We start from the raw sequence: 18,442 nt of genomic DNA, 5'->3' as shown, positions 1-18,442 counted from the left end.
GTACTTATTTTAATATTGCCCACATTATAAAAACTAATAATCCTAAGATCATTACAGAAACGTAACGATACAGATAACCTGATTGCAATCTACGCATCAATTGCGCCACACGAATTACATTTCGCCCCGCACCACCTACAATAAGACGATCTAATACTTCCAAATCACCTATCCGAAAGAAAAAATTAGCTAATGTCCGTCCGCCTCGTACAAAGACGAAACGATTGAATGTGTCAAAACCATACTTGGCTACCAAAACCTGATGTAACCAGGATAATCGCTGTTTTAATAATTTTGGAATGCGCGGTTGAGCAATCACTGCCACCCAAGCAGAAAAAACACCTAAAATAGAATTCCAAAATGGGAACGTAGCTATATAGTGATAAGTCATATGCAAAACATTCTGGAATTTAGTTCGTACTGTCTGTAAAACATCATGTTGAGGTAAAACTTTCAGACTGGACACCAACAAACCGGGCTTACGATAGAAAATCCAATAAATAAGAATTATTCCTAATATCGCTGAAGAAATACCTAAAATCCATTGAGAACTGCACATACTCCACGAAGTCTCTTTAATAGGTTTTAATTCCGGTGCTATTCGTTCCGAAGAATGAAAAGTTAAAAAAAACACGCGAAAGATATAGTAACTGGTGACAAAAACACCTAACAATAAACAAAGGTAGGCGTACCGGGCTCCAGGAATAGTAGAGTGGAAAACTGCTTCAATAATTACGTCCTTAGAATAAAATCCAGAAAATGGAGGAATGGCGGACAAAGACAACACTCCAATCAAAAAAGTTAAGTAAGTCGTGGGCAAATATTTTCGCAGATTTCCCATTTTACGTATATCTTGCTCGTGGTGTAGAGCAACGATCACTGATCCAGCAGACAGGAACAATAAGGCTTTAAAAAAAGCATGTGTTAACAAATGCAAAATAGCTATTGAATAGGCGGAAACACCATTAGCTGCCATCATATAACCCAATTGAGACATTGTAGAAAATGCGATAATACGTTTGATATCAAATTCGACGAAAGCCAACAAACCCGTCAGAAGCGCTGTAGTGGCTCCAATAACCAAAATTGCACTTAAAGCTGTTTGCGACAATTCAAAAAGAGGCGACATTCGAACAACTAAAAATACACCGGCTGTCACCATAGTTGCCGCGTGAATCAAAGCCGAAATCGGAACTGGGCCTTCCATTGATTCTGGCAACCATACGTGCAAAGGAATTTGAGCGGATTTTCCGATAGCACCGATAAACAGTAAAATACAAATCATTGTGAGAACAGACCAATGAAAATTTGGAAGAACATTATTAATTGTCTTTTGTAGAATTTCAGAAGCTTTCGAAAAAACGATATGATAATCGAGACTTCCAAAATAATCCGAAATGGCAGCAATACCAAGGATAAAACCAAAATCTCCGGATCGATTAATCAAAAAAGCTTTTAAACTTCCGGATACTGCCGACTCTTTTTCAAACCAAAAACCAATCAATAGGTAAGAAACTAATCCTACTCCTTCCCATCCAAAAAACAGTTGAAAGAAATTATTTGCCACCACGAGTACTAACATGAAAAAAGTAAACATCGACATATAAGAAAAAAACCGACAGTATCCGGAATCGTCCGCCATATAGCCAATGCTGTAAATGTGTACCACCCAAGAAATAAAAATAACAATCAACATCATAACAGCGGTTAATGCATCTACCATAAAACCAATATTAAAATGAAGACCGCCGCTGACTCCCCAAGTATAAATTGTTCCATAGTAACGCATCCCATTTACAATCACTAACACAAATATCCAAAAAGCAGTCAGAAAAGAAATAGTTATAAAGCCGATCGTAATCCATTGTGTTCCTTTCCGACCAATGTACGTTCCACCCAGCCCAGAGATTAGACAGCCCAATAAAGGCGCTAATACAGTAAACAAGGTCAGAGATTTAATCATTTGTATATTAGCCCTTCAAACTATGCATATCGTCAACATTAATATTCCCGCGAAGTCGGTACAACACAACCAAAATTGCTAAACCAATAGCCGATTCAGCTGCTGTTACAGTCAGTACAAAAAGTACGAACAATTCTCCCGATCTTGTTCCTAAATATCGGGAAAAAGCAATAAAATTGGTGTCAGTTGCCAATAGAATCATTTCAATACACATCAACAATACGATGAAATTTTTACGATTGATAACGATTCCCAAAAATCCTAAACCAAATAAAATTGCGCTCATTACTAGAACATAACTCAGAGGAATCATCCTTTTAATCCTTATTTATTTATATCTGTCTTTATTCCGTCTTTGATTATTTGCAGTCGGTCCGATTTTGTGACCTGTAATTGCTCAGAAACTCGCTGCATTTTGATGTTGTCAGATCTGTACAATACCAGTGTAACTGCTGCAATGGTAGCGACGAGCAATACAATAGCAGAAATTTCCAGAGGATAGAGATAACTGGTGTAAAGAAGATTTCCTACAACCCTAACACTACTAAAATCACTGGACGCGCAATGCAGTGAAACTATATTCATTCCAAAACGGTGAGAATTTATCAAAACCGCCATTATAGAAATTAATAATAGTATCGAAATTGCACTGGGAGATAAAAATCTGGTAAATCTTTTCTGCTCTCCGAAAAATGCGGTATTTAAAGACATTACAACAAATAAAAACAAGGTCATAATTGCACCGACATAAATGAAAATTAGCACTAAAGCCAAAAATTCGGATTGCATCATTATCCACAGAACAGCACTAGAAAAAAATACGAGTATGAGAAAAAATACAGCGTATACCGTGTTCTGCAACGCAACCACCATCACCGCAGCAGAAACTAGAACAATTGAAAAAACAAAGAATACGAATCCATACATCGTCATAAACAAAAAACTATTTCTTAATGCTGATTTTTTATTTTATTCCCGTTTCCAAAAACGGAGTTTTCAGATGAACGGCTAATTTAACAGATCACTACTTATCGGCTACTTGTATTTTTGATCCCTTTTAAGATTTCTCGTAATTTCCTTTTCATATATATCTCCAATCATCAGCAATTTTTCCTTGGTCAAAATATTTTCTCCACGATTCTTGATGCTATAGTGCATCTCTGTCGTTAATACAATAGCATCAACAGGACATGATTCTTCACAAAATCCACAGTAAATACATTTAAATATATCGACATTGTAAACCGTTGTCTTTCGAGAACCATCCCCTATTCGGGGAGCTGATTCGATAGTAATAGCCAAAGCAGGGCATACCGCTTCACATAACTTACAAGCAATGCAACGTTCCTCTCCGTTTGCGTAACGCCGTAAAGCCAGCATACCACGAAAACGAAATGATCTGGGAACTTCTTCTTCGGGATAGTGAAGAGTTATCTTTTTCTTACAAAAATAACGAAAAGTTAAAACAAGCCCTTTTACAAGCTCTGAAAATGTAAAATTTTTAATAATTTTAATGATTTTTCTTTTAAAACGTTCCACAGTAAATACTACGATACTAGAACCTTACTAAAAATCCCAATACAATTACCCATACCAATGCTACAGGTATCAAAACTTTCCAACACAAACGCATAATTTGATCATATCGATATCTCGGAAATGTTGCTCGTATCCAAAAATAAATAAAAATAAAAATAGAAGATTTTAGCGCAAACCACACTATTTCAGGTACCCAAGAAAAAAAAGTGCTAAGAATTGGAATTCCCTGGAAAGGAGACAACCAACCACCTAGAAACATAATGGTTGTAATTCCTCCCATTAAGATCATGTTGATATATTCCACTAAAAAGAAAAGCGCAAAAATAATTCCAGAACATTCCACATGAAAACCTGCGACAATTTCAGATTCTCCTTCTGCCACATCAAAAGGAGCGCGATTTGTTGCCGCTACGGCTGTTACCCAATAGACCGCAAACAACGGTAGCAATGGTAACCAAAACCAATGCCACATTCCTCCAGACTGCCGAAAAACAATTTCTCGCAAATTCATAGTTCCCGCTATGGTGAGAACACCAACGAGAACAAAACTCATTGGAATTTCATAGGAAATCATCTGCGCTGCTGCACGCAGCGCCCCAAAAAAGGCGTACTTAGAATTCGACGCCCAACCAGCAATTACAACCCCATAAACTTCTAGAGAAGTTACAGAAAATAAAAACAACAGACCCGCATTTACATCGGCCAATACCCATTTCTTAGAAAATGGAACGATTGCCCAAGAAACCAGAGTAGGTACCAATGATAAAATCGGGGCACTAACATAAAGATACCGATTTGAAGCGGTGGGAATAATAATTTCTTTAGAAAGCAATTTAATCGAATCTGCAATAGGCTGTGCAAACCCCAGAAATCCCACACGATTTGGTCCTACTCGAGATTGCATATATCCAATAATCTTTCGCTCAGCGAACGTCAAAAAGGTAGTTACAAGCATTAATGGAACTAAAACAATGAAAATTTTGACGACTACCAAAGCCAAGAAAACCCACTGATTCGACACTATTTGCTTCTCTTTAGAATAATTTCCGATTCCGCTCGACCAAAACCCGCTGTTTGATTCAATCCCGATGCTAAAAATACCGTATTATTTGCTAATCGATCTTCTATCACCAAAGGCAGAGTAATGCAATGTTGGTCTTGTATCGCAGAAATTTGATCTCCTGCTTTAAATCCTAATCGAGAAGCGGTCTTATAATTGAGTCCTATAGAAGAAGAAAACATCTGATTTTTCAAAGTTTTTTGCAATGGATTGGAACGGCGTACCAAATTATCCGTTCGGACCATAGGCCATGGCGCTAAACGCGTCAGCACAGAATTTTTTTTCTGCAATTTTAAAACACATTCAGAATTCAATGCAAAAAATGAACGATTTTTTTCTTCTGTACAGACTGTCTTCTCTTCATCCCACGAAAGCTCTGGGATAATTTGGGAAATTTCATGACGTACGTCTTGAATTTTTTTATAGCCGAATCCCGGCAACTCAAAGCAATTTCCAAGTACTCTAAATACCTTCCATCCAGTTTGTGCATTCTTTTCAGGCACGCCTGCCGCCGAAAATAACTGCATACGACCTTCAACATTCACAAACGTTCCTTCCGATTCAGAAAAAGGCGCTATAGGCAATATAATATCCGAATAATCTTTCATTTTTGCATTGGTAAATGTAGTCAAGGACACAACAAGTTCAGCATCTCTTAATGCGCGAATAGCTGCTAAAGGATAAGAACAATCCAATTCAAGTTCTAAATTTAGTATAAAATAAGCTTTTAATCGGTGTTCCATTAGCATCTTTTTCGCATCCAGTCCTACTGTAGTCAGTCGTCTGCCTGCAGGTCCTCGATGCGGTATTGCACCAACTAACCAAGCTCCAGCACTATTTGCTCCTTCGGTAAGGAAACCTACATTTGCTCCACTTTGCCGTCCGATGAATTGAGCAAGAGCTCTGATGGCAGACGAATTTTTATGACGTAATGCGTGTTCTCCCAGTAAGATTACGGATTTTTTGGAATTTTTTAAAACTTCTGCAATAATTTTTGCTTTTTTTTCTGGGCGAACCTCTTCTAAAATTGTAGGGATATTGTTTCCTACCATTTTGGCAACTTGAGCTAAGGCATTCGGCAATTCCATAAGTGACACAATCATTTTTTCCTTAAGAGTAAAGATAAATGGGAAGTCCATAGGATTAATAGCTAATACCGAAGCTTTTTTGGCATGAGCTTTATTAATTCGATGACTGAGTAAAGGTTGCTCAAAACGGATATTGGATCCTACTAACAAAATGGCGTCCATCTCTTCAATTTCAGCAATAGAAATCCCTAAGTTAGGAAAAACTGCAAAATTCTCTTGATCACGAAAATCTTGCCAACGCACTCTATGGTCAATATTGGCGCTTCCTAATCCTCGAAACCATTTTTGAAACAAGTAAAGATCTTCTACTGAAGTATTGGGCGATACAAGTGCTCCTAATTGATGCACTTCGTTTCTCTCAATAAAAGATCGGGTACGATCTTTAACAATTTGTAAAGCTTTCTCCCAAGAAACTGTTTTCCATCCTGTTTTTTCCTTTATTTGGGGTTGATAAATACGTGTGGGATGACAAAGTCCAAAATGACTAAAACGATCCCGATCACTCATCCACGTTTCGTTTACCATTTCGTTTTCTCGAGGAACAGAACGTACAATTTCATGTTGAGGAGAAAATTCCTTACACCGACTGTGCAAGAAAATGTTGCCCCCCACACAATCATGCGGCGCTATAGTAGGAATTTCACAAAATTCCCAACCCCGACCACGATATTGTGCCGGTTTGTCCGTTAATGCCCCTACGGGGCAAATATCAATAACATTTCCGGATAGTTCTGATTGTATCAAGTACTTGATATAAGCTGATATTACAGATTTTTCACCACGATTAATCACTCCAAATTCAGGAAGCCCAGCAATTTCTTCTCCGAACCGAACACAACGAGTACATTGAATACAACGAGTGATTTCAGTTTTAATTAATGGACCAATATCTTCACTAAAAACAGTCCTTTTTTGTTCTACGTAATCGGAACGCGACCGACCAAAACCCATCGACAAATCTTGCAACTCACACTCACCTCCTTGATCACAGATCGGACAATCCAATGGATGATTTATCAACAGAAATTCCATCACAAATCTCTGAGCTTCTATAACCTTTTGGGATTTGGTAAGCACTTTCATTCCAGGAGTAACCAGAGTTGCGCACGCAGGCAGTAGTTTTACGATTCCTTGAACTTCGACTAAACACATTCTGCAGTTGGCTGCTATAGACAATTTTTTGTGATAACAGAAACTTGGTATATAAATACCTATTCTATCCGCAGCTTCGATAATAGAAACTTTTTTCTCTACCGTTATTTTCTTATTGTCTATCTCGATTTCGAACATGTTTTTCGTTTCTCACAAATGAAACCTGCTCTCGATACGTACTTACACCACACACCTCCCGTATTGTATGTGGTACAGAAATTCGTCGTAAAAATGTTTGAGCATTCCGGTAACAGGCCATGAAGCGGCTTCTCCAAAAGCGCAAATGGTACGACCTTCGATACCTCGAGCTATCCGACCAAGCTGTATTAAATCTTGTTTAGTTCCTTCTCCTGTTTCAATTCGATAAACTAGACGATACATCCACCCTGTACCTTCTCGACAAGGCGTACATTGACCGCAGGATTCGTGCATATAAAATTTGGAAATACGTTGCAACACTCCTACCATACAAGTAGAATGATTCATTACAATAACACCTCCAGAACCCAACATAGATCCTACTTCTGCGATTCCATCAAAACTCATAGTAGCTTTCATTATAATTCCAGCTGGAAGTACAGGCATTGAGCTACCTCCAGGAATTACCGCCTTTAGCTTACTACCCCTGAGCATACCTCCCGCCATTTCTAGTAAATCAGAAAACGGGGTGCCTAAAGGTACCTCATAGTTTCCTGGTTTCTCTACATGTCCACTCACAGAAAAAATTTTAGTTCCTCCATTTTTTGGTATCCCTAAATTGGAAAACCATGTTCCTCCTTTTTCTAAAATCACCGGTATAGAGGCAAAAGTTTCAGTATTATTAATAATACTAGGGTATCCATACAATCCAAAATTAGCAGGAAAAGGCGGTTTGAATCGAGGCCACCCTCTTTTTCCTTCTAAAGAATTTAAAAGAGCTGTCTCTTCACCGCAAATGTACGCACCAGCACTAAAATGATTGTAAATTTCGATATCGATTCCTGAATTTAAAACGTCCTTTCCAATAAACCCAGCGTCTCGCGCTTCTAATAACGCTTGCTCACACCGATTGAAAGGCTCCCAAAATTCTCCACGTAAAAAATTATAACCAATTTTCACCTGTAATGCATAACAAGTGATTGCAATTCCTTCCAATACTTGGTGAGGATTAAATCGCAAAATATCACGATCTTTGAATGTTCCTGGTTCGCTTTCATCGGAATTACAAATAATATATTTTTGTTCCCGACTGTTGCATGGAAAAAGCTCCCATTTTAGTCCTGTTAAAAATCCGGCTCCTCCTCTGCCTCGTAAACAAGAAATCTTAATTTCGTTAACAATCTGTACAGGAGGTATTTTTTCTCTAAGAATTTTTTGTAATGCTGTGTAACCTCCGACACTCTCATATGCTTTCAGTGTCCAAGGTTTGGATAAATGTAGAGTGCGATAACAAACTGCATTAAGAACCATTTCTTTTCGTCCTTCGTTCTAATTTGTCAATTAAGGTTAATATTTTTTTCGGAGTTAAATTTTCATAACACTCACGATCATTAATCTGACATACAGGAGCTCCTCCGCAAGCAGCTATGCATTCTACACTTTTTAAAGTAAACAGACCGTCGGAGGTGGTTTCATCAATATCAATTCTTAATCGATCTTTGACACACAAGACGATTGCATCGCTTCCCCGCAAGAAACAAGATATGTTTTGACAAATTCCAATTTTGTATTTTCCAATTGGTTTCAAATTGAACATATCGTAAAAAGTAGCCACTTCATAAACCCATATTTTTGGTAGGTCTAAGTAATTCGAAACAGCTTCTATTGACGTTGCGCTTAACCACCCACCGTTTTGTCTCTGTACAAACAACAATGCTGGTACAACAGCCGATCGTTTTTGATCGTTTGGATATTTTTTCAGCCAGAGGTCAATTTCTTTTTTCACTTCTGTACTGATAACAAATGGAGCAGAATCAATTTTTTGTTCCATTAACGGTCTATTTCACCAAAAACAATATCAATACTAGAAATGATAGCGACCAAATCAGAAATCATATGCCCTTGGCACATTTCATTTATTGCGGCCAGATGAGGATAGCTTGCCGCCCGCACTTTAACACGATAAGGCTTATTGGATCCGTCGGAAATAATGTACACTCCAAATTCACCTTTAGGTTGCTCTACAGCAGCATAAGACTCCCCTTCAGGGACAATATAACCTTCAGTAAACAATTTAAAGTGGTGAATGAGCGCTTCCATATCTCGTTTCATAACTTCGCGCTTCGGTGGAACAATTTTATGGTTATCGATTACTACAGGACCAGGATTTTTTTGTAGCCAATCTATACACTGACGCATAATGTGGTTTGATTGACGCATTTCTTCAATTCGTACTAAATAACGATCGTAACAATCACCTTTACTTCCAATAGGAATATCAAAATCTACTCGGTCATAGGCCGCATAAGGTTGTTTTTTTCTAAGATCCCATGCGACACCGGATGCACGCAACATCGGTCCAGTAAAACCCAATTGTAAAGCTCGTTCTGGAGAGACAATTCCAATATCCACAGTACGTTGTTTCCAAATTCGATTGTCTGTCAGTAGCGTTTCGTATTCATCTATTAATTTAGGAAATCGCTCAGTAAAATTCCAAATAAAATCCAATAAAGAACCCGATCGAGCTTTATTCAATTTTTTAACTTCCTTTTCGCTGTGCCAGTATGAAGGTTTATATTTTGGCATACTGTCTGGTAGATCCCGATAAACACCACCCGGACGATAATAAGTAGCATGCATCCGAGCACCAGATACAGCCTCATAACAATCCATCAAGTCTTCTCGTTCACGAAAACAATAAAGAAAAACAGTCATTGCTCCCATATCCAAAGCATGAGCGCCTAACCACAATAAATGATTCAATATTCGTGTAATTTCATCAAATAGCGTGCGAATATATTTCGCACGAATTGGCGGTTCGATTTCTAGCAATTTTTCAATCGCCAACACGTATCCGTGTTCATTAGCCATTGTCGATACATAGTCCAAACGATCCATATAACCAATTGTTTGATTGTACGGTTTACTTTCCGCTAATTTTTCCGTAGCGCGATGTAAAAGACCAATATGGGGATCTACTCTCCGAACCACTTCACCGTCTACTTCGATAATCAATCTCAATACACCGTGAGCCGCAGGATGTTGCGGTCCAAAATTAAAAGTGAAATTACGAATCTCGGCCATTCTTTCGTTTTTCGCTTTTGTAGCGATTGTCAGAACGCACTACTTTTGGCACTAGTATTCGAGATTGAATACTTACAGGATCATAAACACAACGTTGTTGTGTTGCATCATAGCGAAGTTCAACCTTTCCAATCAAGGGAAAATCCTTACGAAAAGGATAACCAATGAAACCATAATCGGTCAACAATCGTCTCAAGTCGGGATGACCTTCAAAAACAATACCAAAAAGATCAAAGGCCTCTCGCTCATACCAATTCGCCGATTTCCACACCGTAACAACGGAAGGTACAGTCGGAGAATCGCTATCAAGATAAACTTTTATCCTCAAACGATGATTATGACGTAGCGATAGTAAATGATAAACAGAAGCGAATCGGGGTTGTTTCTTATTCCAAACCATTTCTTTTTTCTGTATCTCTCTTTGCGAGCCTCGAGAAAAACCTGTATTTTTTGTTTCTTCAGTACGCCATTCGCCGATGCCGTATTCTAGATAATCCACACCACATACATCCAATAGTAGCTCAAAATGGAACTCGGGTTCATCTCGTAAAGCTGTACATACTTCCAGAAGACGATCAGGAGACAATTCTATTGTAGGCATATCAAATTTTTGATTTAGATTCTTTATAAGATTCGAAAAACGGTCTGCGATGACCTCAATTAAATTCTTATCGGACATCCTTCCTTTCCTCCCAAATCTTTTCGATCGAATGTATTTTTATATCGAATCTTATTTCTTAGCTGCATAATGCCGTAGAACAAAGCTTCTGCCGTAGGAGGGCAACCTGGAACATACAAATCTACTGGTACAATGCGATCACAACCTCGCACTACAGAATATGAATAGTAATAATACCCCCCTCCGTTTGCACAGGAACCCATAGAAATCACCCATCGAGGTTCAGCCATCTGATCATAAACTTTACGTAGCGCAGGAGCCATCTTATTACACAATGTACCGGCCACAATCATTACGTCAGCTTGACGAGGGCTAGGGCGAAACAATCCCGCTCCAAAACGATCCAAATCGTAGCGAGAAGAAGCACATTGCATCATCTCAATTGCACAGCACGCAAGTCCAAACGTCATAGGCCATAGAGAATTGCTACGAGCCCATCGAACTAAATCGTCAATTGACGTAAGAAGAAATCCTTCTCTATTTAAAAATTGTTTCATTTACTTTTTCAAATCCACTCCAATCTAGAGCGCCACATTTCCATTCATAAATAAACCCAATCACCAAAATTGTCAAAAAAACCATCATTGCCCAGAATCCCAGATAACTAATGTGACGTAAAACAACTGCCCATGGAAATAAAAAGGCAGTTTCTGTATCAAAAATAACAAAGAGAATAGCCACCAAACAAAAACGAACATTAAAAGGTGCTCGGGCGTCCTGAAAAACCTCGAAACCACATTCGTAAGGAGACAATTTATCTCTATACGATTTATGGGGTCCTAATATCCAACCTATTATCAGAGCAAGTACTCCAATAAAGACACTGATTACAATAGACACCAGAATTGGAAGATAATGAAACAACATACAAAGATTCTCGATTCCAAAAAATCAAAAAGTCTCAACAAAAAAATTATCCAAACTCTCCATATAGAATGGAGTATAATGTATCGACTGTAAATCCCTCTGAGGGAGAAAAAATTTGGTGCCGAAGACCGGACTCGAACCGATACGGATTTTCCACTGCCCCCTCAAGACAGCGTGTCTACCAATTCCACCACTTCGGCATAAAAGCATCCCTAACTTCGTTTGATCCTTAAAAAATCTTCAACAGATCTTTTCCCATAAAGTATCCCATTGTGTCTCGCATTCAAAGGATGCGAGGCCAAATAACTCAGACCAATACTTGTGATAAAAAAACCAGCTGCTAAGACAATCGTTGCCTTTACCAAAAAAGGAGTTGCCCCTACGCTTCCAAACATAGTGTCAGACGTTCTTCCACCGAAAGAAGCACTTGTATTGGCTCCTTTCCCACGCTGCAACAACACCAACCCGGTCAGAAAAACTGAAACCAAAACGTGGACAATTAGTGCAATTAATTGCATTGTTCCCCTATTTGCAAGAACTGTTCTGCCTGTAGAGAAGCTTTTCCCACCAAAACACCATCAACATTTGACATTTGAAAAAAATCTTTCGCATTGCTAGATTGTACACTACCTCCATACAAAATTCGCGTACTTTCGGCTAATACAATATCGCATAGTTTCAATTGTTCTCGAATAAAAGTGTGAATTGTCTCCACTTGAACCGGAGTGGCACTTTCGCCAGTTCCAACAGCCCATATAGGTTCATAAGCGATTATGATTCCATACAACGGAATTGAATTCTCGTGCATACGCAACACAATCGCAAGCTGTTCTCGAATAACTTCCAACGTTTTTCCTTCCGCACGTTGTTCTTTAGTTTCTCCAATACACAGTACAGGAAAAATTCCATTCTCCACAGATTTCTGTATTTTTTGAATCACAGATTTATTTTTCTCTTTATACAATCTTCTCCTTTCAGAATGACCGACGATAACATATCGACACGAAAAATCTCGCAACATAGTTGCTGACACTTCACCTGTATAAGCTCCATCTTCATATTCAGAAACATTTTGGGCTCCCCAGACAATCTGAGTTTGTACCAGCACTCTTTTACATTGTGGAATGAAAAGATAAGGAGGAAAAACAGCTAACTCTGCCGTTTCTACACGACCGCAACCGTATTTTAAATCTTCCAGCAGCTTAGTGACTTTCTTAAAAGTTCCGTGCATCTTCCAATTTCCTGCTATAAACAGACGACGAAACAAACTATACCTCCTACACTAACACTAAATCTGTAACATACGAAACTTCGGTTCTAAATTCTTAAAGACAAAATAATAAAAAAATTCAAAACAACAAACGCTGAATACTGCGAATGTAGTAGCGGATGCACAGAACAACGGAGCGGACGGGACTCGAACCCGCGACCCCCGGCGTGACAAGCCGGTATTCTGACCAACTGAACTACCACTCCTCTACAACCTGTTTGAACGAACAAAAGACAAATATATTTTTAGTACCTTAAGTTACAACACCAAAACAATCGAGCGCTACAGAAGACATGGGTGCTGAGGGACTCGAACCCGCGACATCCGCCTTGTAAGGGCGACGCTCTACCAACTGAGCTAAGCACCCAAAGCCCCATTTCCAACCTTTATATTTATTATCGTCTCAGATTACGTCATTTGGGGGGATGAGAAAATAACAAATTGTTGAATTAATCGATCGACATGCCTTCTTTTAAAGCTTCCTTAAGCTTCTTACCTGCTAAAAATCTTACTACTGTTCTAGCCGGAATTCGTATAGGTGCTCCCGTTTGCGGATTCCTGCCCATTCGAGCTGAACGTTGACTCACTTTAAAGCTTCCGAAATTGACCAAAACTACATCTTTGTGCTTTCGCAAAGATTCTGTTACAGATCTAATAAACGTATCTAAAACCTGAGTCGCCGTATTTCTTGAAACGTTGACCGATTTTGTTATGTTTTCAATAAGATCATTTTTATTCATAAATCTCCTCAAAATTCCGTATCAATTTGTAATATAACGAGTTTTTCCCTTTCCTTGATTTCTCAAGGTTATCAATTGCCTTCCCCGACTGTCAAGAACGTAAAAGTTTTATTTTTCAAGCAATCAAAGTAATACTCATTTCTCCAAGATCAAGAATTTCGTTACTCCAAATTGCTTCCTCCTATCGTCAAAGCATCGACCTTGATAGTTGGCTGTCCAACTCCAACAGGTACCGACTGCCCCGATTTTCCACATATCCCTATTCCTGAATCAAGAGACATATCGTTCCCTACCATCGATACTTTAGTCAATACATCAAGTCCATTGCCAATTAACGTAACTCTTTTAACAGGTCTTGTAATTTTTCCTCTATTTATTAAGTAGGCTTCACTAGTAGAAAAAACGAATTTTCCGGAAGTAATATCAACTTGACCTCCGGAAAAATCCACGGCATATAGTCCTTTTTCTACCGAAGAAATAATATCTCGTACATCGCTTTTTCCAGGCAAAAGGTACGTATTTGTCATACGAGGAAGGGGTAAATGCGCATAAGATTCTCGTCGGCCATTTCCTGTTGGTTTCATTTTCATCAGACGCGCATTATGACGATCTTGCATGTAATTCTTTAAAATCCCTTTTTCGATCAGAACTGTTTTTTGTGTTACCGTTCCTTCGTCGTCTATACCCAAAGAACCCCGTTTTCCCGGGATTGTTCCGTCATCTACTATTGTACATAAAGAAGAGGCTACCCGCTGATTCATTTGTCCACTGAAAGCGGAGGTTCCTTTACGATTGAAATCACCTTCTAAACCGTGTCCAACAGCTTCGTGCAGGAGAATTGCTGGCCATCCAGGTCCTAAGACTACCGGAAAAATACCAGCCGGGGCGTCTTCAGCTCTCAAATTTTGATAGGCCTGTTGAATAGCTTTATCGGCATACAAATAAGCAGTAGATAAAAACATTTCATAACCGCACCGAGCTCCACCTCCTCCAAAACCTTGCTCTCGAAATCCATTATGTTCTAGTATGACTCGAACTTGTAAATGCACTAACGGTCGCACGTCAGCCGCTATCAGTCCTTCGTTATTTAAAACTAGCATAGTTTCATACCGTCCCGTTAAATTAACAACTACGTCTTTCACATGGGAATTTCTGGATCGCGTGTATTCATCAATACCTTGCAATAATTTGATTTTTTCTACAGTAGTCATAGAATTTATAGGATTCAGTGAAGAATAAATAGGTTTACTGGATGTTTTATTTGGGGTGTCTCCAAAAAAAAGAGTAAATCCTCTAGTGGAATGGGCAATACCTTTTGCAGAATGTACCGCTCTTAACAGAGTCTTTTCATTAATATCGTTAGCATAAGAAAATCCGATTCTTTCTCCACTAACAACTCGTAGTCCAAATCCCTGATCAACGGAGAAAGCTCCATTTTTTATAATACTTTCTTCTAACATCCAATTTTCCTCTTGTACGCTTTGTAAGAAGATATCGGCGCTATCAACAGAAGGCCCCATAACGCAACCTATAGCTTTTTCCAGATCGCTAGTATTGAGACTGAAAGGTGTTAAAAGAGAATGCGTAGCAATTTGTATTGGGTTCTCATTAATCAAATCAATCTAATCCTCCTTCTAGAACAAAAACCTCGTCTTTATTTCTCGTTTCAGAAAAATAACCGGGTGGCCACTTTAGTACAAACACCAAAAATCCTAGGCTGCATCTACAGTCGAATCTTAATCTTCTCTAGTCTCTTGCTCTAGTCTCTTAGAGACGAAAGGAAAAAACGAGAAATGGACTTATGGTTTCAAAAACTTCCTTTTTCTATTTATTATACTGTGCTGTACCGTACAAATTCTAACACCTATCAATCCAATTTAAACCGGTGTTGATAGTTATTTAGTAAAAATCGCAAAGACGGCCAAAAGAGCGTTGTGCTTATAATAGACATCCAATATTTTCCAGTCAATACAGCAGAGTCTGTTATCACTACAATCCAATATTGGAATATGCAATTTATTGTTGTGCCAATTAAAACCAGTATTATTTGTTGCCAAATAGCAGAGCTATAGGTAAAGAGCTGGAAGCGAATAAAAAAATAAGAAAGACAAGTAAAAGCTAATGCGTGTCTTCCTAAAACATTTTCTTTGAGTAAATCAAGAAAAAGACCTACCGTAAAAGCTGTTCCAATTCCTACTTGATAAGGAGTAGTGGAAATCCAAAACACAAGAATCATAAAAACCCATGAAGGCTGATACCAGATCGTCCATGTAGGAAAAGGAAGAATAGTCATTATCATTCCCATTAGGAAAGTAAATCCTATCAAAACACTTTTTTTAAAATAATTTTCTTCCATTTTTTATTTGGGACTTGTTTTTATAGATAAAAGGTGTTTGTTTTTTCTCATACGGAATTTATTTTTCTTTCTTTTTTGGGCCATACCAACAACACTTGTTGTAACTGATTTAAACGTGCTGACGGTTGGAGAGTAATTGCAATAAAACGATTAGACAAATTGTACACTATCTGAGAAACTACACCGACCGGATATCCCATTGGATAGCAAAATCCGAGTCCAGAAGAAATGAAAAGATCACCTTTTCGAATGTCGCTAGTATCGGTAACGTTAATTACCGATAGATTTCTAGAATTTCCTGTACCAACCGCAACAGCATGTACACCGTTTCGGTAGTCCTGTATAGGAACAGCACTTCTTGGATCAGAGATCAACATAATCTCGCTGGTTAATGGGTTCACTCGAACTACTTGCCCGACGATTCCATGAGCGTCCAAAACAGGTTGTCCTACATAAATACGGAATCTTGACCCTTTGTCAATTACAACTCTTTGTAAATTGGAATCTAGAGTTATAGACAACAACTGTACGAGCAATACTCGAAAAACATCCAATTGAGAAGTAGATTCTAGTAATTTTCGCAATTGGGTATTTTCCCGCTTAAGAGCTAAAAATTTTTGCAATCTTGCTTCTAGCAACCATTCATAAGTTCGTAGATGCGTGTTTTCTTCTATTAAAAGTTGCTGAGTAGAAATATGTGCGGTAATCCAATGAATCGCTTTAATTGGAGCATCCACCAAATACTGAATAGGAAATACAATCAACAGAAGATTGTTTCTAATCTTCTGAAAAAATTCCACTTTCCAATCGAAAAAAATCAGTACAATCGATAATCCTATATAAGAGAGGACACGTAATCCGGATATCGGAGAACGTCTAAAAATTGATTTAATAATATTTCCTCTTATTTTCTCTGTTTCGATCTTTTTTTAGCGCTAATCTCGCGAAAGAAACTCTCCACCCAACGACCGCATTAACTCTAGAGCCCGTCCCCCACCACGAGCTACACAAGTGAGCGGATCTTCCGAAATTACAACAGGTAGTCCAGTTTCCTTCATCAAAAGACGGTCAATATCTTTTAACAAAGCTCCTCCACCTGTGAGTACCATACCTCGTTCTGCAATATCGGATGATAATTCAGGAGGTGCTTGCTCCAGCGCTCTGAGAACCGCACCTACTATCCCTGAAAGTGCTTCCTGAAAAGCTTCAAGAATTTCGTTATTGGTAAGACTAAAACTTCGAGGCACACCTTCTGCCAAATTTCGACCACGTACTTCAATTTCTTTGGTTTGCTTATCAGGGAACGCCAAACCGATCTCATGTTTAATGCGTTCTGCTGTAGTTTCACCAATCAATGCTCCATAGTTTCGACGTACATAACTAATAATAGCTTCATCAAAACGATCACCACCTATACGCACAGACTCGGCATATACAATTCCACTCAAAGAAATAATCGCTACTTCGGTAGTGCCCCCTCCAATATCTACCACCATAGAACCACTAGCTTCTTCAACCGGTAATCCAGCTCCCATTGCTGCCGCCATCGGCTCTTCAATCAAATAAACTTCACGAGCTCCAGCTCCTAAAGCGGATTCCTTAATTGCGCGACGTTCCACTTGAGTAGAACCGCAAGGTACACAAATCAAAACTCGGGGGCTGGGTCGTAAAAAACGTGTTTTATGGACTTTGTGAATGAAATATTGCAGCATCTTTTCAGTGACGTGAAAATCGGCGATTACACCATCTTTTAACGGACGAATGGCGATAATATTTCCAGGAGTACGACCTAGCATACGCTTGGCTTCTACTCCAACAGCCGCAACAGTTTCATATCCACCTCGTATATCTTTCCGAATAGCCACTACCGATGGTTCATTTAAAACTATGCCTCCTTGTTCAAACACGTAGATCAGGGTATTAGCCGTGCCCAAATCAATCGAAATATCGTTCGAAAAAAGACCGCGCAATTTCTTTAACATGAAGGTTTTTCCACGCATCAATCTCATGATTTTTAGAAACGAGTTTACTCTAACTGAAAATCACACCGGAAGAAAGACTCTCCATTGTGTCCGCACGGACACAATGGAGAGTCTTATGTTCTTAAATCTAAAATCTATAGGAGACTGTCTTTGGCTATTATATAATGTTTCGTTTACATATTTTAATTGACGGAGTATGGAGTACAAAATAAATGCCAAATCTGAAAAAAATTGATATTTATAAGACCGCAAATCTAGCAAAACTCATCATTTCCAAAAGTGAAGAGCAATTGCTTAAAAGCGCTTTAAATGAAATCCTTAAGTTTGCAAACAAAATGAATAAAATCAATACAATGAATACTGGACCTTTCGCACACTTTTCCAAAGAAACGCAAATATTACGAGAAGACATTGTCACTGAGACAAATCAGCGCGCTTTACTCCAAAAGAATACTTCTCGGATAAAAAATGGACTTTATGTAATTCCTGCAGTTTCTGAGAATTTGAGTTGTTAAATAAAAAAT

20 protein-coding genes and 3 tRNA genes are annotated in these 18,442 nt (G+C 38.5%); 1 reads left to right on the top strand and 22 read right to left on the bottom strand.

The features are described from left to right. Positions 1-4 precede the first annotated feature (4 nt). From nuoL to EGQ50_RS00630, 22 genes are all read right to left on the bottom strand, one after another. Positions 5-1,963 carry an NADH-quinone oxidoreductase subunit L gene (nuoL, locus tag EGQ50_RS00735; protein WP_159747711.1) on the bottom strand — a complete coding sequence of 653 codons (1,959 nt, stop codon included), beginning with the start codon at positions 1,961-1,963 and terminating at the stop codon, positions 5-7. A gap of 7 nt (positions 1,964-1,970) precedes the next feature. Next, the gene (nuoK, locus tag EGQ50_RS00730; protein ID WP_159747709.1) at positions 1,971-2,276 is read right to left on the bottom strand and encodes an NADH-quinone oxidoreductase subunit NuoK; all 306 of its coding nucleotides are present in this window, start codon (positions 2,274-2,276) and stop codon (positions 1,971-1,973) included. Positions 2,277-2,287: 11 nt separating this feature from the next. Continuing rightward, on the bottom strand, positions 2,288-2,890 hold the full coding sequence (locus EGQ50_RS00725) for an NADH-quinone oxidoreductase subunit J (RefSeq protein ID WP_246168971.1): 603 nt from the start codon (positions 2,888-2,890) through the stop codon (positions 2,288-2,290). Positions 2,891-2,998: 108 nt separating this feature from the next. Beyond that, positions 2,999-3,502 carry an NADH-quinone oxidoreductase subunit NuoI gene (gene nuoI / locus EGQ50_RS00720; RefSeq protein ID WP_159747705.1) on the bottom strand — a complete coding sequence of 168 codons (504 nt, stop codon included), beginning with the start codon at positions 3,500-3,502 and terminating at the stop codon, positions 2,999-3,001. A 16-nt stretch (positions 3,503-3,518) separates the two neighbouring features. Next, positions 3,519-4,523 (bottom strand): NADH-quinone oxidoreductase subunit NuoH, encoded by a 1,005-nt coding sequence (gene nuoH / locus EGQ50_RS00715; protein WP_159747703.1) that lies wholly within the window; start codon positions 4,521-4,523, stop codon positions 3,519-3,521. Beyond that, positions 4,523-6,940: an NADH-quinone oxidoreductase subunit NuoG gene (gene nuoG / locus EGQ50_RS00710; protein ID WP_159747701.1), complete on the bottom strand. Its 2,418-nt coding sequence runs from the start codon at positions 6,938-6,940 to the stop codon at positions 4,523-4,525. Before nuoG ends, nuoH begins: the two co-directional genes overlap by 1 nt. 42 nt (positions 6,941-6,982) lie before the next feature. Beyond that, positions 6,983-8,251 carry an NADH-quinone oxidoreductase subunit NuoF gene (gene nuoF, locus EGQ50_RS00705; protein WP_159747699.1) on the bottom strand — a complete coding sequence of 423 codons (1,269 nt, stop codon included), beginning with the start codon at positions 8,249-8,251 and terminating at the stop codon, positions 6,983-6,985. Continuing rightward, the gene (locus EGQ50_RS00700; RefSeq protein ID WP_159747697.1) at positions 8,241-8,771 is read right to left on the bottom strand and encodes an NADH-quinone oxidoreductase subunit NuoE family protein; all 531 of its coding nucleotides are present in this window, start codon (positions 8,769-8,771) and stop codon (positions 8,241-8,243) included. Before EGQ50_RS00700 ends, nuoF begins: the two co-directional genes overlap by 11 nt. Next, the gene (locus EGQ50_RS00695; RefSeq protein ID WP_159747695.1) at positions 8,771-10,024 is read right to left on the bottom strand and encodes an NADH-quinone oxidoreductase subunit D; all 1,254 of its coding nucleotides are present in this window, start codon (positions 10,022-10,024) and stop codon (positions 8,771-8,773) included. Before EGQ50_RS00695 ends, EGQ50_RS00700 begins: the two co-directional genes overlap by 1 nt. Next, complete coding sequence (locus EGQ50_RS00690; RefSeq protein ID WP_159747693.1) at positions 10,008-10,703, bottom strand: NADH-quinone oxidoreductase subunit C; 696 nt, start codon at positions 10,701-10,703, stop codon at positions 10,008-10,010. The genes EGQ50_RS00695 and EGQ50_RS00690 overlap by 17 nt, the downstream gene beginning before the upstream one ends. Next, the gene (locus tag EGQ50_RS00685; RefSeq protein WP_159747691.1) at positions 10,685-11,200 is read right to left on the bottom strand and encodes a NuoB/complex I 20 kDa subunit family protein; all 516 of its coding nucleotides are present in this window, start codon (positions 11,198-11,200) and stop codon (positions 10,685-10,687) included. The genes EGQ50_RS00690 and EGQ50_RS00685 overlap by 19 nt, the downstream gene beginning before the upstream one ends. Further along, positions 11,181-11,570 carry an NADH-quinone oxidoreductase subunit A gene (locus EGQ50_RS00680; RefSeq protein WP_159747689.1) on the bottom strand — a complete coding sequence of 130 codons (390 nt, stop codon included), beginning with the start codon at positions 11,568-11,570 and terminating at the stop codon, positions 11,181-11,183. Before EGQ50_RS00680 ends, EGQ50_RS00685 begins: the two co-directional genes overlap by 20 nt. A 116-nt stretch (positions 11,571-11,686) precedes the next feature. Next, positions 11,687-11,770: transfer RNA gene (locus EGQ50_RS00675), tRNA-Leu, on the bottom strand. A gap of 12 nt (positions 11,771-11,782) precedes the next feature. Further along, complete coding sequence (secG, locus tag EGQ50_RS00670; RefSeq protein ID WP_159747687.1) at positions 11,783-12,088, bottom strand: preprotein translocase subunit SecG; 306 nt, start codon at positions 12,086-12,088, stop codon at positions 11,783-11,785. Further along, positions 12,079-12,837: a triose-phosphate isomerase gene (gene tpiA / locus EGQ50_RS00665; protein WP_159747685.1), complete on the bottom strand. Its 759-nt coding sequence runs from the start codon at positions 12,835-12,837 to the stop codon at positions 12,079-12,081. Before tpiA ends, secG begins: the two co-directional genes overlap by 10 nt. A 135-nt stretch (positions 12,838-12,972) precedes the next feature. Then, a tRNA-Asp gene (locus tag EGQ50_RS00660) sits at positions 12,973-13,046 on the bottom strand. An 88-nt stretch (positions 13,047-13,134) separates the two neighbouring features. Continuing rightward, positions 13,135-13,207, bottom strand: a tRNA-Val gene (locus EGQ50_RS00655). Positions 13,208-13,289: 82 nt separating this feature from the next. After that, positions 13,290-13,580 (bottom strand): HU family DNA-binding protein, encoded by a 291-nt coding sequence (locus tag EGQ50_RS00650; protein WP_159747683.1) that lies wholly within the window; start codon positions 13,578-13,580, stop codon positions 13,290-13,292. Between the two features lie 161 nt (positions 13,581-13,741). Then, positions 13,742-15,193, bottom strand: a complete 1,452-nt coding sequence (gene tldD / locus EGQ50_RS00645; protein WP_159748421.1) for a metalloprotease TldD — start codon at positions 15,191-15,193, stop codon at positions 13,742-13,744. A 254-nt stretch (positions 15,194-15,447) separates the two neighbouring features. After that, positions 15,448-15,936: a rod shape-determining protein MreD gene (mreD, locus tag EGQ50_RS00640; RefSeq protein WP_159747681.1), complete on the bottom strand. Its 489-nt coding sequence runs from the start codon at positions 15,934-15,936 to the stop codon at positions 15,448-15,450. Between the two features lie 47 nt (positions 15,937-15,983). Beyond that, positions 15,984-16,820 carry a rod shape-determining protein MreC gene (gene mreC / locus EGQ50_RS00635; RefSeq protein ID WP_256375963.1) on the bottom strand — a complete coding sequence of 279 codons (837 nt, stop codon included), beginning with the start codon at positions 16,818-16,820 and terminating at the stop codon, positions 15,984-15,986. A gap of 51 nt (positions 16,821-16,871) precedes the next feature. Then, on the bottom strand, positions 16,872-17,918 hold the full coding sequence (locus tag EGQ50_RS00630; RefSeq protein WP_159747679.1) for a rod shape-determining protein: 1,047 nt from the start codon (positions 17,916-17,918) through the stop codon (positions 16,872-16,874). 212 nt (positions 17,919-18,130) lie between these two features. On the opposite strand from EGQ50_RS00630, the gene gatC reads away from it, so the two are divergent. Further along, positions 18,131-18,433, top strand: coding sequence for an Asp-tRNA(Asn)/Glu-tRNA(Gln) amidotransferase subunit GatC (gatC, locus tag EGQ50_RS00625; protein ID WP_159747678.1), 303 nt, complete (start codon positions 18,131-18,133; stop codon positions 18,431-18,433). Positions 18,434-18,442 lie beyond the last annotated feature (9 nt).

It is taken from the genome of Coxiella endosymbiont of Amblyomma sculptum (genome assembly GCF_009883795.1).
In the GTDB taxonomy this organism is placed as follows: Bacteria; Pseudomonadota; Gammaproteobacteria; order Coxiellales; family Coxiellaceae; genus Coxiella.
Note: the sequence above shows the minus strand (reverse complement) of the source record. Positions and strands in the feature narration are given on the sequence as shown.